The organism is Saccharothrix mutabilis subsp. mutabilis (assembly GCF_039521145.1).
Classification (GTDB): domain Bacteria; phylum Actinomycetota; class Actinomycetes; order Mycobacteriales; family Pseudonocardiaceae; genus Actinosynnema; species Actinosynnema mutabilis.
Genome location: NZ_BAAABU010000012.1, coordinates 1 through 15612, shown reverse-complemented (window position 1 = coordinate 15612; position 15612 = coordinate 1). Strand labels below are relative to the sequence as shown.

Annotated in this window: 14 protein-coding genes; 7 read left to right on the top strand and 7 right to left on the bottom strand. The window is 70.2% G+C overall.

All coding sequences use genetic code 11. The features are described 5' to 3' along the window. Positions 1 to 17: 17 nt before the first annotated feature. On the bottom strand, positions 18 to 1376 hold the full coding sequence (locus tag ABD126_RS23880; RefSeq protein ID WP_425542869.1) for an NYN domain-containing protein: 1359 nt from the start codon (positions 1374 to 1376) through the stop codon (positions 18 to 20). Between the two features lie 104 nt (positions 1377 to 1480). Here ABD126_RS23880 and ABD126_RS23875 point away from each other — a divergent pair, with 104 nt between their 5' ends. Then, the gene (locus ABD126_RS23875; RefSeq protein ID WP_343936118.1) at positions 1481 to 3196 is read left to right on the top strand and encodes a DEDD exonuclease domain-containing protein; all 1716 of its coding nucleotides are present in this window, start codon (positions 1481 to 1483) and stop codon (positions 3194 to 3196) included. A gap of 37 nt (positions 3197 to 3233) precedes the next feature. Continuing rightward, positions 3234 to 3518 carry an Lrp/AsnC family transcriptional regulator gene (locus tag ABD126_RS23870; protein WP_309112925.1) on the top strand — a complete coding sequence of 95 codons (285 nt, stop codon included), beginning with the start codon at positions 3234 to 3236 and terminating at the stop codon, positions 3516 to 3518. Between the two features lie 706 nt (positions 3519 to 4224). On the opposite strand, the gene qcrB is transcribed toward ABD126_RS23870, so the two are convergent. The 4 genes from qcrB to ctaE form a co-directional block, all read right to left on the bottom strand. Then, the gene (qcrB, locus tag ABD126_RS23865) at positions 4225 to 5895 is read right to left on the bottom strand and encodes a cytochrome bc1 complex cytochrome b subunit (protein WP_343936117.1); all 1671 of its coding nucleotides are present in this window, start codon (positions 5893 to 5895) and stop codon (positions 4225 to 4227) included. Further along, a complete protein-coding gene (gene qcrA / locus ABD126_RS23860; RefSeq protein ID WP_343936116.1) occupies positions 5892 to 7016 on the bottom strand; it encodes a cytochrome bc1 complex Rieske iron-sulfur subunit in 1125 nt (374 codons plus the stop codon). The genes qcrB and qcrA overlap by 4 nt, the downstream gene beginning before the upstream one ends. Beyond that, positions 7013 to 7822: a cytochrome bc1 complex diheme cytochrome c subunit gene (gene qcrC, locus ABD126_RS23855; RefSeq protein ID WP_343936115.1), complete on the bottom strand. Its 810-nt coding sequence runs from the start codon at positions 7820 to 7822 to the stop codon at positions 7013 to 7015. Before qcrC ends, qcrA begins: the two co-directional genes overlap by 4 nt. Before the next feature lie 65 nt (positions 7823 to 7887). Then, entirely contained in the window at positions 7888 to 8496 is a 609-nt protein-coding gene (gene ctaE / locus ABD126_RS23850; protein WP_343936114.1) for an aa3-type cytochrome oxidase subunit III, read from the bottom strand. An 84-nt stretch (positions 8497 to 8580) separates the two neighbouring features. Between ctaE and ABD126_RS23845 the strand changes: the two genes are divergently transcribed. The 4 genes from ABD126_RS23845 to ABD126_RS23830 are packed head-to-tail and all read left to right on the top strand — an operon-like array spanning position 8581 to position 11249. Further along, entirely contained in the window at positions 8581 to 8979 is a 399-nt protein-coding gene (locus ABD126_RS23845) for a hypothetical protein (RefSeq protein WP_343936113.1), read from the top strand. Between the two features lie 57 nt (positions 8980 to 9036). Further along, positions 9037 to 9447, top strand: coding sequence for an amidohydrolase family protein (locus tag ABD126_RS23840; RefSeq protein WP_343936112.1), 411 nt, complete (start codon positions 9037 to 9039; stop codon positions 9445 to 9447). 5 nt (positions 9448 to 9452) lie between these two features. Beyond that, positions 9453 to 10508: an anthranilate phosphoribosyltransferase gene (gene trpD, locus ABD126_RS23835; protein ID WP_343936111.1), complete on the top strand. Its 1056-nt coding sequence runs from the start codon at positions 9453 to 9455 to the stop codon at positions 10506 to 10508. Between the two features lie 54 nt (positions 10509 to 10562). Beyond that, positions 10563 to 11249, top strand: coding sequence for a lysophospholipid acyltransferase family protein (locus ABD126_RS23830; protein WP_343936110.1), 687 nt, complete (start codon positions 10563 to 10565; stop codon positions 11247 to 11249). Positions 11250 to 11440: 191 nt separating this feature from the next. On the opposite strand, the gene ABD126_RS23825 is transcribed toward ABD126_RS23830, so the two are convergent. Further along, positions 11441 to 11857, bottom strand: a complete 417-nt coding sequence (locus ABD126_RS23825; RefSeq protein WP_343936109.1) for a cytochrome c oxidase subunit 4 — start codon at positions 11855 to 11857, stop codon at positions 11441 to 11443. A gap of 12 nt (positions 11858 to 11869) precedes the next feature. Further along, on the bottom strand, positions 11870 to 12802 hold the full coding sequence (gene ctaC, locus ABD126_RS23820) for an aa3-type cytochrome oxidase subunit II (RefSeq protein WP_343936108.1): 933 nt from the start codon (positions 12800 to 12802) through the stop codon (positions 11870 to 11872). A 219-nt stretch (positions 12803 to 13021) separates the two neighbouring features. Between ctaC and asnB the strand changes: the two genes are divergently transcribed. Further along, positions 13022 to 14950 carry an asparagine synthase (glutamine-hydrolyzing) gene (asnB, locus tag ABD126_RS23815; protein WP_343936107.1) on the top strand — a complete coding sequence of 643 codons (1929 nt, stop codon included), beginning with the start codon at positions 13022 to 13024 and terminating at the stop codon, positions 14948 to 14950. The last annotated feature ends 662 nt before the right edge of the window (positions 14951 to 15612 follow it).

The window sequence follows — 15612 nt, the reverse complement described above, 5'->3', positions numbered from 1 at the left end:
GAAAAACACGACGCGTGTCACACCCGGCCCAACCGGGCCAGCAGCACCGCCGAGGGCACGGGGTGCGCGCCCCGCCGCCGGACGGAGTCCGCCACCGCCCGGTCGGAGGTCACCACGACCACCGGACGGCCCTCCGGCTCGGCCGTCACCAGCGCGCGGATCACGTCGTCGGCCAGCACGCCGGGGTCGCTGAACAGCACCCGCACCCCGCGCGGCGCGCTGGTCGGCACGGCCACCACGCCCGCGCCGTCGAACACCAGCGTCACCTCGGCCCCGGTGCGCGCGGCCAGGACGGCGAGCTGGTGCACCAGCCGGTCGCGCTGGTCGGACAGCGACAGCTCCGGGTAGCCGGTCTTGGTGACGTTGTAGCCGTCCACGATCAGGTGCACGGCGGGCAGCGCCAGCAGCCGGTCCAGCGCCGCCGGGTCCTCCACCCGGCCCACCGCGCCCTGCGCCGCGCTCGCGCCCCGCACCAGGTCCGCCGGGCGCGGCCCCGCGCCGCCCAGCGCCAGTTCCCGGCGCAGGCCGTTGACCGCGCCGTCGAGGGTGTCCACCAGCAGCGCCAGCCGGACCTCGTCGGCCTGGCGGGCCTCCTTGGCGGACTGGCGGGCCACCTCGGCGTCGGCCTCGGCCCGCTGCGCCTTGGCCCGCTCGGTCTCGGCGCGCTCGCGTTCGCGGTCCCGTTCCGCGGCCAGCCTGCGCACCTCGTCCTCCGCCGCCGCGCGCACCCGTTCGGCCTGGGCCTTGGCCGCCTCGGCGGCGTCCTTGGCCTCGCGCAGCCGCACGCCCTGCTCGCGCAGGCGCTTGCGCAGCCGTTCCAGCTCGACGTCGGCCTCCTCGCGGATCTTGTCCGCGATCCCGGTCGACTCGGCGCGCTCGGCCTTGAGCCGCTCCAGCTCCTGCTCCAGCCGTTCGGCGCGCTGCACGGCGGTGTCGCGCTCGGTCCGCAGGTGCGCCTCGGTGGCGCGGCGGGTGACCAGCTCGACGTAGTGCGGCGCGACCTCCTCGTTCTGCAGGATCGCCGCCGCGCCCGCCGCGACCGGGTCCGGCGCGGTGGTCTCCAGCGCGGCCGGCCGGTTGCGCTGCAACCACTCCACGACGGCGGCGCGGAAGGTCGACGAGTTCTTCAGCCCGCTGAGCAGCACCGCCGCCCCCAACCGGGCCCGCTTGGTCGGCGCGAACCGCGCGACCGCCCGCAGCTGCTGCGGCACGTCGACCTTCGCCAGGTCGCCGAGCGCGTCGGCGCTGAGCTCCGCCAGCCGGGCGCGCAACGGCTCCGGCAGCACCCCCCAGTCCACAGTGGACTCGACGGGCGCGTCCGGCTCTCCGGTCTCCCCGGTGACGGGCTCGTCGGCGGGCGCTATCGGGTCTTGCACCCGTACAGGGTATGGCCCCGCCCGACCACGCACCGACCGCGTCTCACCTGCGACTCCGCCGAGTGGTCATTTTCTGTCGGTCCCCACCGCTAGGGTGCCTTCCGATGACCACCACGGCCCCGTCCCAGCTCTCGTTCGACGAGTTGGGCACCCCGTTGCGCGACACCACCTTCGTGGTGTTCGACCTGGAGACCACGGGGGGCAGCAACACCGAGGACGCCGTCACCGAGATCGGCGCGGTGAAGGTGCGGGGTGGCGAAGTGCTCGGCACCTTCTCCACCCTGGTCGATCCCGAACGTGGTATCCCGCCGCAGGTCGTGGCCCTGACCGGGATCACCCAGATCATGGTCACCGGCGCGCCGCGCCTCGCGGCCGTGCTGCCCGCGTTCCTGGAGTTCGCCGCCGGCGCGGTGCTGGTCGCCCACAACTCCGGCTTCGACGTCGGGTTCATCAAGGCCGCCTGCGAGCGGCACGGGTACCGGTGGCCGAAGCCGACCGTGGTCTGCACGGTGAAGCTCGCCCGGCGGGTGCTGTCCCGCGACGAGGCCCCGAGCTGCCGGCTCTCCGCGCTGGCCCAGCTGTTCAACGTCTCGACGATCCCCAACCACCGGGCGCTGACCGACGCCCAGGCCACCGTCGAGGTGTTGCACCACCTGCTGGAGCGCGTCGGCAACCTCGGCGTGCACTCGCTGGAGGAACTGCTCGCCTACCTGCCCGAGGTGACGCCCGAGCAGCGGCGCAAGCGGCACATGGCCGCGCACCTGCCGTCCGAACCGGGCGTCTACCTGTTCCGGGGGCCGAGCGAGGAGGTCCTCTACGTCGGCACCGCGTCCGACCTCCGAAGACGGGTCCGGCAGTACTTCACCGCCTCCGAGGGCCGCCGGCGGCTGCGCGAGATGGTGGCGCTGGCCGTCCGGGTGGACGGGATCGTGTGCGCGCACCCGCTGGAGGCGGAGGTCCGCGAACTGCGCCTGATCACCGCGTACAAGCCGGCGTACAACCGCAAGTCCAAGAACCAGGCCGGCTCGTGGTGGCTGACCCTGACCGACGAGGCGTTCCCCCGCCTGTCCCTGGTCCGCACGCCGCGCGCGGGCGCGATCGGCCCGTTCCGCTCCCGCCGGCAGGCCGAGACGGCGCTGGACGCCCTCCTGGACGCGGTCCCCCTGCGCTCGTGCTCCCAACGCATCTCCGCCCGCCGCCCGACCGGCACCCCGTGCGCCCGCTTCGAGATGGGTCGCTGCAAGGCCCCGTGCGCCGGCCTCCAGTCGGTGGACGAGTACACCCCGGCCGTGACCGCCCTGCGCGCGCTGGTCGCGGGCCGGGACACCGCCCCGTTGCGGGTGATGGCCACCCACCTGGACGTGCTCTCCGACGTCCACCGCTTCGAGGACGCCGCCACCCACCGCGACCGCCTGGCAGGCCTGGTCCGGGCCCTGGACCGAGGCCAACGCCTGGCCGGCCTGGCCGCTCTGCCCCAACTGGTGGCCGCGCGCCCGGACGGCGAGGGCGGCTGGCAGTTCGCGGTGGTCCGCCACGGCAGGCTCGCATCCGCCGGCGTGGCCAAGCGCGGCATCCGCCCGATGCCGGTAGTGGACGCCCTGGTGGCAGCGGCGGAGACGGTGGTCCCCGGCGAAGGCCCCCTCCACGGCGCGCCCCCGGAGGAAACCGGCGTCATCCTCCGCTGGCTGGACCGCCCCGGCACCCGGCTCGTGTACTGCGACCAGCCCTGGTCGTCCCCCGCCCAGGCGGCGGCGACGTGGCGCGCGTGGGTGGAACGCGCGGAAGCCGGCCGAGATCTCTACCGAGACCCGGCCCACTAGCATGTGGACCACCGTCGACATGACCAGGAGGACCGCCGTGATCACCGCGATCGTGTTGATCCAGGCCGCCGCCGAGACCATCCCGGACGCGGCACAGGCGATCGCCGACATCGAGGGCGTCACGGAGGTGTACTCGTGCGCCGGCGACGTGGACCTGATCGCCCTGGTGAAGGTCGCCAAGCACGAGGACCTGGCCGACCTGGTGCCGGGCCGCATCTCGAAGGTCCCCGGCGTGCTGAACACGGACACCCACATCTCGTTCCGGTCTTATTCGAAGCGGGACACCGAGGCCGCTTTCGAAGTCGGTCTCGAAGACGCCTAGCAACCCCCGCCGCGCACCACTCCGCGCAAAGCGCGGCCCCGCCGCGCAGCGGCGTGCTTTTGGTTTGGGCTCCCAGCCACAAGGGGCCTTCGTGTTCCCCACCGTATGACCTGCCCGAAGGGCTACCACAGATTTCCGGGGTCGGGCCAAAAAGTTTTGCGAGGAACGAGCAAAAGTTTTTCGACCGACCCCGGCAATCTGTGGTCGGCTCCGCCAGGTCATGCGGTGGGGAACACGCAGGCCCTTCCCCCCACTGGAGGCCTCCCCAGCCGCTTTTAAGCTTTTGATCTTGAGAGCGCGCCAGCGCGTGGCTTGAGAGCGCGCCAGCGCATCGCTTGAAGCGCTTGAAAGATAAAAGAGCCTCGCCGGCGGGCAGGCCGCCGGGGAGGAAGAGCAAAAGAGGGGGCTTTTCCGTCCTCCCCGTATGGCCTGGCGGAGCCGACCACAGATTCGCCTGGGTGCCGCTAAAATTTTTGCTCGTCCCTCACAAAAATTTCGGCTGCACCCAGGCGAATCTGCGGTAGCCCTTCGGGCAGGCCATACGGGGAGGACGGAAAAGCCCAAAAGCGGGGGCGCTGCGCGCCCGGAAAGCGGGGGCGCTGCGCGCCCGAAAAGCGGGGGCGCTGCGCGCCCGGAAAGCAGGCGCTGCGCGCTAAAAGCGGAAGGCCCCGCACCGGGTGGTGCGGGGCCTTCCACTGCGTGCTGCTCAGTCCTCCGGCTGGGAGGGCTTCCCGGCCAGTTCGCCCGACGGCTTGTTCTCCGCCGTCAGCGCGTCCTTCGGGCCGCCGTGCTCGCCGCGGGCCCGGGCCAGGGCCGCGGTTTCCTCCGGCGAGTCCGGGGTGAGGAAGCTGCCCGGGACCGGGTGGCCGGCCGAGCCGAGCTTGTTCATCTTCTTGGGCACCGGAGCGCCCTGGTAGGCCAGTTCCAGCGGGTGGCCGTGGTCGTCGACCGGGCCCAGGGGCTGGTGGATCTCGATGAACTCGCCGTGCGGCAGGCGCTTGATGATGCCCGTCTCCACGCCGTGCTCCAGCACTTCCCGGTCGCCGCGCTGCAAGCCGATGCAGATCCGGTAGGTGATGAAGTACGTGATCGGCGGGATCACCAGCAGGCCGATGCGGCCCATCCACGTCGTCGCGTTCAGCGAGATGTCGAACTGGTAGGCGAAGATGTCGTTCGCGCCCATGACCAGCAGCACCATGAAGTACGAGATCGCCATCATGCCCAGCGACGTCCGGACCGGCACGTCGCGCGGGCGCTGCAGCAGGTTGTGGTGCGCGTAGTCCTTGGTCATCTTGCGCTCGATCCACGGGTACACCGCCGCGATGCCGGTCAGCAGCGGCAGGCCCAGCATGAACGGCCAGAACGGCGCGGGCACCGTGTAGTCGCCCAGGTAGAGCTCCCACGCCGGCCAGATGCGGACCAGGCCGTCGGTCCAGCCCATGTACCAGTCGGGCTGCGAACCCGCCGAGACCTGCGCCGGGTTGTACGGGCCGAAGTTCCACACCGGGTTGATCTGGAAGATGCCGCCCATGATCGCGGTGACCGCGACGACGATGGCGAAGAAGCCGCCGCCCTTGGCCGCGAACACCGGCATGATCCGGACGCCCACGACGTTGGTCTCCTTGCGGCCCACCCCCGGGAACTGGGTGTGCTTCTGGTACCAGACCAGACCCAGGTGCACCGCGACCAGGGCCAGGATGATGGCCGGGATCAGCAGGATGTGCAGCGAGTACAGCCTCGGGATGACCTCGGTGCCGGGGAACTCGCCGCCGAACAGCAGCCAGTTCAGCCAGGTGCCGATGACCGGGAACGAGATCAGCAGGGCCGCCATGACCCGCAGGCCGGTGCCGGAGAGCAGGTCGTCGGGCAGCGAGTAGCCAAGGAAGCCCTCGATCGCGCCGAGCATGAACAGCAGGATGCCGATGACCCAGTTGACCTCACGCGGACGCCGGAAAGCGCCGGTGAAGAAGATCCGGAACATGTGCACGACGATCGCGGCCATGAACAGCAGCGCCGCCCAGTGGTGCACCTGGCGCACGAACAGGCCGCCGCGGACCTCGAACGAGATCTCCAGGGTCGACTCGAACGCCCGGGACATCTCGATGCCCTGCAGGTTGACGAACGCGCCCTGGTAGACGACCTCCTCCATCGAGGGGTCGAAGAACAGCGTCAGGTACGTGCCCGACAGCAGCAGGACGATGAAGCTGTACAACGCGATCTCGCCGAGCAGGAACGACCAGTGCGTCGGGAAGACCTTGTTCATCTGGTGCCGCAGGCCCTTGGCCATGTGGTACCGGTCGTCCGCCCACTTCGCCGCACCACCCGCCACGCGGGCGGCGGCGTTCTGCCGCTTTGTCGGCGTGGTGATGCCGCTCATGACTTACGCTCCCAGAACGCCGGACCCACAGCCTCGGTGAAGTCGCTGCGGGCAATCAAGTATCCGTCCTCGTCCACCGTGATCGGAAGCTGGGGCAGGGCACGGGTCGCCGGGCCGAACCGGGGCTTGCCGTAGTGGAAGACGTCGAACTGCGACTGGTGGCACGGGCACAGCAGCAGACCGGTCTGCTGCTCGTACAGCGAGGTCGGGCAGCCCAGGTGGGTGCAGATCTTCGAGTACGCGTAGAAGTCCCCGTAGTTGAAGTCCTCCTGGCCGTCCCGCTTGACCACGGACTGGCCCGGGCGCAGGCGGATCAGCATGACCGGGTTGTCGGCCCGCTTCAGGGCCGCGACCAGGGCGTGCTCGTCGTTCCGCTCCGACTCGCGGAACGGGAACACCGTTTCGAAACCGCCGGCGTCGAGGTCCTCGGGCCGGATGAGGGCCACCTCGTGGAAGTTGCCGGTGTGGCGGCGCAGGTAGACCTTCTCGCCGTTCTCCGACTTCCAGCCGGTGTGCCACAGCGATTCCTTGGTCTCGCTGTCGGCGTGCGGGTTGCGGATGAGGCTGCCCAGCGGCAGCGCCAGCACGCCCAGGCCCATGACGCCCGCGCCCAGGCCCGCGGTCCGCTTGATCAGCGACCGGCGGCCGAGGGTGGAGCGCTCGCCGACGTCGGCCAGCTGGGCGACGATGGTGGCCTTGTCGGCCTCCGCCGAGCCGCCGTCGCCGCGCTGCTGGACCGCCAGCTCCTCGGGGATGAACTTCTTCGTGTAGAGCAGCGCGCCGACGCCCAGGCCCAGGATCGCGATGCCCAGGGTCAGGCCGATGACCGGCGTGTAGAGGCTGTACAGGAAGTGGTGCTCGGTGTTGGGGGCCTCGTAGCGCCACGGCCAGAACAGGAACGCGGCGAGGAACGCCAGGCCGCCCAGCGCGGCGATGATGAACCACAGGGCGACCAGCCGCTCGGCCCGGCGCTCGGCCCGGGTGCCCTTGACGGGCCACCGGTCCTCGTAGTGGACCAGCTCGACGCCGTCCAGCTTCGTGCCGAGCTTGACCAGCTCGTCCCTGCTCATGCCGGCGAGCTCCGCCTCGCTCGGCAGGTCGTTCGGCTTCTCGCCGCTCATGCCTTGGCTCCGATCCAGAGGGTCACGCCGATCAGGGCGGCGATACCCACGATGAACGCGATCAGACCCTCCGAAACCGGCCCGAAGCCGCCGAGGGGGGCGCCGCCGGGGTTGTTGTTCCCGTCGGTCACCGACTTGATGTACGCGATGATGTCCTTCTTCTCCTCCGGCGTGAGCTGCCGGTCGGAGAACTTCGGCATGTTCTGCGGACCGGTGAGCATCGCCGTGTAGAGCTGCTCCTCGGTCACGCCGTCCAGGACGGGTGCGAACTTGCCGGACGACAGCGCCCCGCCGCGACCGGTGAAGTTGTGGCACGCCGCGCAGTTGAGCCGGAACAGCTCGCCGCCGCGGGCGGAGTTCTCGCCGCGCAGCTGCTCACCGCGCTCCGCGGGGGTCTCCGGGCCGCCGCCGCGGGTCTGGATGAACGCGCCGATGGCGTCGATCTCCTCCGCCGTGAACACGGCGGGCTTGCGCTGGGCCTGCGCCTCCTGGCGGGCCATCGGCATGCGCCCGGAGGAGACCTGGAAGTACACGGCCGCCTCGCCCACGCCGATCAGGCTGGGGCCGCGGTCCTCGACGCCGTCCAGGTTCTTGCCGTGGCAGGAGATGCAGGTGTTGTTGTAGAGCTGCTCGCCCAGCCGCACCTGGGCCGGGTCGTCCTGCGCCTGCGCGGTCTGCGGCTGCGGTGCCAGCGCGCTGAACAGGAAGCCCGCGGACAGCAGCGCGAAGCCCAGGGCGAGGAGGCCCGAGATCCGCCGGCGCAGCTTGGTGCCGCGCTTCCGGGCCCGTGTGGTGTTGGTGGTCATGTGTGCGGCAACCCTTGCTGGTGTGAGTTCGGGGTTCGTGCTGCTCGTCGGTGGTGCGAGCCTGGTCAGGGCACGATGTAGATGACGGCGAACAAGCCGATCCAGACCACGTCCACGAAGTGCCAGTAGTACGACACGACGATCGCGGAGGTCGCCTGGGCCGGGGTGAACTTGCTCAGCTTCGTGCGGACCAGCAGGTAGCCGAACGCGATCAGACCGCCGATCACGTGGAGGCCGTGGAAGCCGGTCGTCAGGTAGAAGACCGTGCCGTACGCCGAGCCGGGGATCGTGGTGCCCTCGTGGACCAGGTTGATGTACTCACCGGCCTGACCGGCCACGAAGATCGCGCCCATGATCAGCGTGACGGTGTACCACCGGCGCAGCCCGAACACGTCACCGCGCTCGGCGGCGAACACGCCCCACTGGCAGGTGAACGACGAGGCCACCAGGATGATCGTGAAGAACAGCGCGTACGGCACGTTGAGGTGCGTCGGCGCGGGGGGCCACGGTCCTTCGTTCTGGGCCTTCACCGTGAAGAACATGGCGAAGAGGCCGGCGAAGAACATCAGTTCACTGGACAGCCAGACGATCGTGCCCACGCTGACCATGTTCGGGCGGTTCAGCGAGTGCACGCGCGGGCCGATGGAGGGCGCTGCCGTTGTCACACGACGCATTATTGCTTGCAGGTTTTCGCCCCGCCCATCGGGTCCGGGGCAAGAGCAGTGGTCATCTGGGTCACACGGTCGGTGAGGGGCGCCATGGGGTTGCTGGGTCGGTTGCGTGATCGCCTGTCCCGCAAGGGCGAACCCGCACTGGAGATCGATTCACCCGGGTTGGTGGTGGTCGCCGAGGCCTTCGACATCGCGGAGGCCGACTCGGCCGTGCTCGCCCGATCGCCCGACCTCCGGACGACCGACCCGGCGGTGCTGCGCCACCACCTCACCCTGCCCCCTGACCAGGTCGAACGCGCCCGCGAGCTGCTCGCGCCGGACGGCTGGGCGTTGATTCCCGGTGAGGTTTCCCACGCCCTGCGGGTGCAGGTGCTGACCGCGCTGTCGTGCGCGCAGGAGCGGTCGCGGATGGCGAGCCTGGCGCAGCGGCTGGGCGGCGACTGGATCGGTTGGGACGCTCTCCAGGTCCCGCAGGGGTCCGCCTGAGTGGGGCGGATAACATCACCTTCCACCTGGCACCCGACCCGCCGGAGGATCGCGCAGATGAGCACGCAGACGACCAGGATCCTGGTGTTCAGCCACCGCCCCGAGGTGCGTGAGACGATCATCACCGCGGTGGGCCGCCGTCCCGCGCCCGACCTGCCGCGCGTGGAGTACGTCGAGGCGGGCGGCGTGGCCGACGTCCTCTACGAGATGGACAACGGCGGCGTCGACCTGGCGATCCTGGACGGCGAGGCGCAGCCGACCGGCGGCATGGGCCTGTCCCGCCAGCTCAAGAACGAGATCACCGACTGCCCGCCGATCGTCGTCGCGGTCCGCCGCAAGGACGACCGGTGGCTGGCCACGTGGTCGCAGGCGGACGCCGTCATCGTCCACCCGCTCGACCCGCTGGCCGCCGCCGAGACCGTCGCCGAGGTGCTGCGGTCCACGGGCGTGCCCGCGGTCCGGGGGTGACCCCGGTGGGGGACCGGACCTGGCCGCTGCTGCTCAACCGGCTCATCGACCGGGTCGACCTCGGCGAGGAGGACACCGGCTGGGCGATGGACCAGATCATGTCCGGCGCGGCGACCCCGGCCCAGATCGGCGCGTTCGCGGTGGCCCTGCGGGCCAAGGGCGAGACGCCGGAGGAGGTCGACGGCCTGGCGGCGGCGATGCTCAAGCACGCCCGCCGGTTCACCGTCGACGGGCGCGCGGCCGACATCGTCGGCACGGGCGGCGACAGCTCCGGCTCGGTGAACATCTCCACCATGGCGACCCTGGTGGCCGCCGCCGCGGGCGTGCCCGTGGTCAAGCACGGCAACCGGGCGGCGTCGTCCAAGTGCGGCACGGCGGACGTGCTGGAGGCCCTGGGCGTGGCGATCGACCTGCCGCCGCTGGGCGTGCAGACGACCGTCGAGGAGCTGGGGGTCGGGTTCTGCTTCGCGCCGGTGTTCCACCCGGCGTTCCGGCACACCCTGGGCCCCCGGCGCGAGCTGGGCATCCCGACGTCGTTCAACCTGCTCGGGCCGCTGACCAACCCGGCCCAGCCGGCGGTCGGCCTGATCGGCTGCGCGCGGGCCGCGGCGGCCCCGCTGATGGCGGGCGTGTTCGCGCGGCGCGGCAGCACGGCGCTGGTCGTGCGCGGCGACGACGGCCTGGACGAGATCACCACCACGACCACCACGACCGTGTGGGTCGTGTCGGACGGGGCGGTGCGCGAGGACCGGATCGACCCGTCGGAACTGGGCATCGCGGTGGCCACCCCGGAGGACCTGAAGGGCGGCGACGCGGCGGTCAACGCCGAGGTCGTGCGCGAGCTGGTGGGTGGCAAGCCGGGGCCGGTGCGGGACGCGGTGCTGCTCAACGCGGCCGGCGCCGTCGCGGCGCACTCCGGGTTCGGCGGCGACCTGCACGCGGACCTGCGGGCAGGGCTGGTGCGCGCGGCGTCGGCGGTGGACTCCGGCGCGGCGGCCGAGCTGCTGCGGCGGTGGGCGGCGCGGTCGACCGAGCTGAAGGCTCAACTGGCGGAATCCTGAGTTCTGAGCCACCTTTTTGACCCGGCGGTAACTTCGACGGGGGATGCTGTTCCCATGCTCTACACGGTGATGAGGCGGGTCGTCGCGCCCACGGCGAGGCTGGTGTGGCGGCCCCGGGTCGAGGGTCTGGAGAACATCCCGGCGGACGGGCCGGTGATCCTGGCGTCCAACCACCTGTCGTTCATCGACAGCATCGTGATCCCGATGGTGGTGCCGCGCCGGGTGTACTTCCTGGCGAAGGCGCAGTACTTCGTCGGCAAGGGCGTCAAGGGACGGCTTTCCCGGTACTTCTTCGGCTCGCTGGGGCACGTTCCGGTACAGCGGGGTGTCGGTAGGGCGGCGCGGGCGTCCCTGGACACCGTGGCGGCGATCCTGGCCCGTGGCGACGCCTTCGCCATCTACCCCGAGGGCACGCGCTCCCTGGACGGCCGCCTGCACCGGGGCCGCACCGGCGTGGCGCGCATGGCCCTGGAGTCCGGCGCCCCGGTCGTGCCGGTGGGCATCATCGGGACGGACAAGGTCCAGCCGGTGGACGCGAAACTGCCTCGCATCCGTCCGGTGACCATCCGTTTCGGCGAGCCGCTCGACTTCTCGCGGTACGCGGGGATGCAGGAGTCGCTGCCGGTGCTGCGCTCGGTGACCGACGAGATCGTGTACCGGATCCTGGAGCTGTCGGAGCAGGAGTACGTCGACAGCTACCAGAAGTCCGCCAGCCAGGAAGCCGGCCTCGACGCCGCCTGACGCGAGACGGAACCCGGGCGGACGGGGAACCCCGCCGCCCGTCCCCCACTGCCCCACCCGCGCACCCGCGCGCAACCGCGCAACCGCGCACCCGCGCGCACCCGCGCACCCGACCACGCAGCGTCACCCCGCAACGCGAAAAGGGCCGCCCCCGAACCCGGGAGACGGCCCTTCTCCAGCGTCAGCGCAGGTCAGTCGTGGTTCGGACCGGTGTGGTACTCGAAGACCAGGCCGCCCACCATGATCAGCACCAGCACGATGCCGATCACCAGCAGCCACACGTGCCAGAACGCGACAGCCACACCGGACACGGCAGCCGCCGCCGCCAGGCCCACCGGCCAGTACGAACCCGGGCTGAAGAAGCCCAGCTCACCGGCACCGTCGGACACCTCGGCGTCCGCGTTGTCCTCCGGCCGCACCTCGATGCGACGCGCCACGAAGCGGAAGTACGTGCCGACGATGAGCGCCAGGCCACCGGACAGCGCCAGCGCGACCGTGCCGGTCGGCTCGACGGCGCCCGTGTCGGCCCACGTCCAGTAGCCGTACACCACGGCCATCAGGAACGAGAACGCCATCACCAAGTCAAAAATGCGGGCTTCGACCTTCATCGCAGCGTCCTCCTACTTCCCGCCGCCGGACGCCTCGCGGACGGTCCGGTCGGTGTCGAAGGGCTTGGTCGTGACCGCGTACGGCGTGCACAGCTCGCCGCAGTTCAGCTCGGCCAGCGCCTCGGCGGCGCTGTAGGGCTGACCCGTCTTCGGGTTGTTCTTCTCGCGCAACGACATGTAGCGGTCGAACAGGGCCGGTTCCAGGGCGCGGACCTCGAAGTTCATCACCGCGTGGTACACGCCGCACAGCTCGGCGCAGCGGCCCACGAACGAACCCGGGCGGTCGATCTTGGTGATCTCGAACGCGTTGTCCTGGTTGTTCTTCTTCGGGTCCGGGAAGACGTCCCGCTTGAAGTGGAACTCCGGCACGAAGAACGAGTGGATGACGTCGGTGGACTCCAGGTTGAACCGGATGGACCGGTCCGCCGGGACCACCAGCAGCGGGATCTCGCCGGACGTGCCGACGGTGCTCACCGGGGTGTTGTCGCGGTCGGTCTTGTAGTCCGGGTAGCGGAACTCCCAGTTCCACTGGAACGCGATCACGTCGACCGTCACGTCCGGGCTGTCGGACTTCTTCGTGACGTAGTTCTGGGTGACCGCGGTGAAGTAGAAGAGCACCGCGACGATGACCGTCGGGACGACGATGAGCACCAGCTCCAGCGGCAGGTTGTAGGCAACCTGGCGGGGCAGCTCCTCGCTCTTCTTGCGGTGGAACGCCACCGACCAGAGGATCAGCCCCCAGACGATCACACCGACCGCGAGCGCGGCGATGACCGACCAGGTCCACAGCTCGCGCATCCGCTCCGCCTGCGGCGTCACGGCCACCGGCCAGCCGAAGCGCAGCACCTCTTCCGTGGAGCAACCCGTGGCCCCGACGCCGACCAGGCCGACCAGCCCGACGACCTTGGCCAGCCGCGCTGCCCTGGTGCCCTCCTTCAGGCCCACTGCTCGCCGCCTCCTCGTTGAAAGCTCACCGCCGCCAAAGGGAGCGGCATCAGACACAGGCAGGGGTGTTGCGGCACCCTCGCCGGATCATGCGGGAGCGTAGCTCAGCACGGTGGGTCCCACCCCTCGGGGGGAGCCTCCGAGCGGTGCAGTTTCGGTCACACAAAGGCACCCCGGCATACTGGGAGCTTCTCCACACCCCACGAAAGGTGCGACGGCGTGTGCGGCCTGCTTGGACTGGTTTGCCCTGGCGAGAACGAAGCGGAGCAGGCGCGCTCGGCAGTGGCGCACGCGATGCGCTGCCAGCGCCACCGCGGCCCTGACGAGACGGGCACCTGGCAGGGCGGCGAGGTCGTCTTCGGCTTCAACCGGCTCGCCATCATCGACATCGAGCACTCCCACCAGCCCCTGCACTGGGGCCCGCCGGAGGCGCCGGGTCGCTACACCATCAACTTCAACGGCGAGATCTACAACTACCTGGAGCTGCGCGCCGAGCTGACCAAGGAGTTCGGCACGGCGTTCGCCACCGACGGCGACACCGAGACCATCGTCGCGGCCTACCACCACTGGGGACCGGCGGCCGTGGCGAAGCTGCGCGGCATGTTCGCGTTCCTGATCTGGGACAACCAGCGCAAGGTGGTCTTCGGCGCGCGCGACCCGTTCGGCATCAAGCCGCTGTACTACGCGACCGGCCCCGGCGGGGTGGCGTTCTCCAGCGAGAAGAAGTCGCTGCTGGAGCTGACCCGGACCCTGGGCATCCGGCCCGAGCTGGACCGCAAGGCCCTCCAGCACTACCTGATCCTGCAGTACGTGCCCGAGCCGGAGTCGCTGCACACCCAGATCCACCGCGTCGAGTCGGGCACGTCGTTCACGGTGACGCCGGGTGGCCGCCCGGTGGTCGAGCGGTACTTCCCGGCCACGTTCCGCCCCCGCGCGGTGCACGGCGACGCCGACGCGAACCGGCTCTACGACGAGATCACCGAGGCGCTGCGCGACTCCGTCGCCAAGCACATGCGCGCGGACGTGACGGTCGGCTCGTTCCTTTCCGGCGGCATCGACTCGACCGTGGTCGCGGCCCTGGCCAAGGAGCACAACCCGGACCTCATCACGTTCACCACCGGCTTCGAGCGCGCGGGTTACTCGGAGATCGACGTGGCGGCCGAGTCGGCGGCGGCGATCGGCGTGAAGCACGTGGTCAAGGCCGTGACGGCGCAGGAGATGATGGACGCCCTGCCGCTCATCACGTGGTACCTGGACGACCCGGTGGCCGACCCGGCGCTGGTCCCCCTGTGGTTCATCGCCCGCGAGGCGCGCGAGCACGTGAAGGTCGTCCTGTCCGGTGAGGGCGCGGACGAGCTGTTCGGCGGCTACACGATCTACCGCGAGCCGCTGTCGCTGGCCCCGTTCGAGAAGGTGCCGGGCGCCCTGCGCAAGGCCATGGGCAAGGTCTCGACCAAGATCCCCCAGGGCGTGCGCGGCAAGGACCTGCTGCGCCGGGGCGCGCTGACCCTGGAGGAGCGCTACTACGGCAACGCCCGCATCTTCCTGGACGACCAGCTCCGCCAGGTGCTGCGGTCTTATGACCCGAACGTGTCGCACCAGGACGTGACGGCCCAGCCGTACCGCGAGAGCCAGGGCTGGGACCCGGTGACCCGCATGCAGCACGTGGACCTGTTCACGTGGCTGCGCGGCGACATCCTGGTCAAGGCCGACAAGATGACGATGGCCAACTCCCTGGAACTGCGGGTGCCGTTCCTGGACCCGGAGGTCTTCCGCATCGCCTCGCAGGTCCCGTCGGAGCTGAAGCTGACGAAGGAGACGACGAAGCACGCCCTGCGCCGGGCGATCCGCGACATCGTCCCGCCGCACGTGCTCAACCGCCGCAAGCTGGGCTTCCCGGTGCCGATCCGGCACTGGCTGAAGGACGAGATGCACGACTGGGCGGTGGACCACGTCCACAAGAGCCAGACCGACCAGTACATCGACAAGAACGCGGTGCTGCGCGTCATCGAGGAACACCGCTCGGGCGTGGCCGACAACAGCCGCCGCATCTGGGCACTGCTGGTCTTCATGATCTGGCACGGCATCTTCATCGAGGGCCGAATCCGCCCCGTCGTGCCCGAGCCCCACTACCCGGTCAAGCTCTGACACCGACCGGCGGGGCCCCATCCCATTGCGGGGCTCCGCCCCGTTCGCGGGGCCCCGCCCCGTTCGCGGGCCCCGCCGGGTCACAACCCAACCCGGGCTTCTTGCTTGTGTCATCTCCGTATGGCCTGCCCGAAGGGCTACCACAGATTTCCCCGGGTGCAGCCGAAATTTTTGTGAGGAACGAGCAAAAATTTTAGCGGCACCCGGGGAAATCTGTGGTTGGCTCCGCCAGGCCATACGGAGATGACACAAGCAAGAAGCCCCCGCTCTTTCTTTGCTTTTGTGTCATCTTTGGCGGCCTGCCCGCCGGCGAGGCTCTTTTAATCTTTTCAAGCTTTTTCAAGCTTTTCGAACAGACGCGCTGCGCGCTCTCAAGCCACGCGCTGGCGCGCTCTCAAGCCAAAAGCGGCTGGGGAGGCCTCCAGTGGGGGGAAGAGCGTCGGTTCCCCCGCCGCATGACCTGGCACAGCCGACCACACTTTCCCGGGGTTGGTCGAAAAACTTTTGCTCGTTCCTCGCAAAACTTTTTGGCCCAACCCCGGGAAAGTGCGGTAGCCCTTCGGGCCAATGCCGCTTACTTAAGCGGCATGATGATCGGAAGGTCCGACGTATCGACTGTGGCCAGGGGCGGCGGAGGCGTTGAGGCTAGAGTGATCGGGTGG

Bases quoted from the DNA above. Each gene is read 5' to 3' on its own strand.
- ABD126_RS23875 (WP_343936118.1), top strand. From the start codon at position 1,481: ATGACCACCACGGCCCCGTCCCAGCTCTCGTTCGACGAGTTGGGCACC.
- qcrB (WP_343936117.1), bottom strand. From the start codon at position 5,895: ATGAGCGGCATCACCACGCCGACAAAGCGGCAGAACGCCGCCGCCCGC.
- qcrA (WP_343936116.1), bottom strand. From the start codon at position 7,016: ATGAGCGGCGAGAAGCCGAACGACCTGCCGAGCGAGGCGGAGCTCGCC.
- qcrC (WP_343936115.1), bottom strand. From the start codon at position 7,822: ATGACCACCAACACCACACGGGCCCGGAAGCGCGGCACCAAGCTGCGC.
- ctaE (WP_343936114.1), bottom strand. From the start codon at position 8,496: ATGCGTCGTGTGACAACGGCAGCGCCCTCCATCGGCCCGCGCGTGCAC.
- ABD126_RS23845 (WP_343936113.1), top strand. From the start codon at position 8,581: ATGGGGTTGCTGGGTCGGTTGCGTGATCGCCTGTCCCGCAAGGGCGAA.
- ABD126_RS23840 (WP_343936112.1), top strand. From the start codon at position 9,037: ATGAGCACGCAGACGACCAGGATCCTGGTGTTCAGCCACCGCCCCGAG.
- ABD126_RS23830 (WP_343936110.1), top strand. From the start codon at position 10,563: ATGCTCTACACGGTGATGAGGCGGGTCGTCGCGCCCACGGCGAGGCTG.
- ABD126_RS23825 (WP_343936109.1), bottom strand. From the start codon at position 11,857: ATGAAGGTCGAAGCCCGCATTTTTGACTTGGTGATGGCGTTCTCGTTC.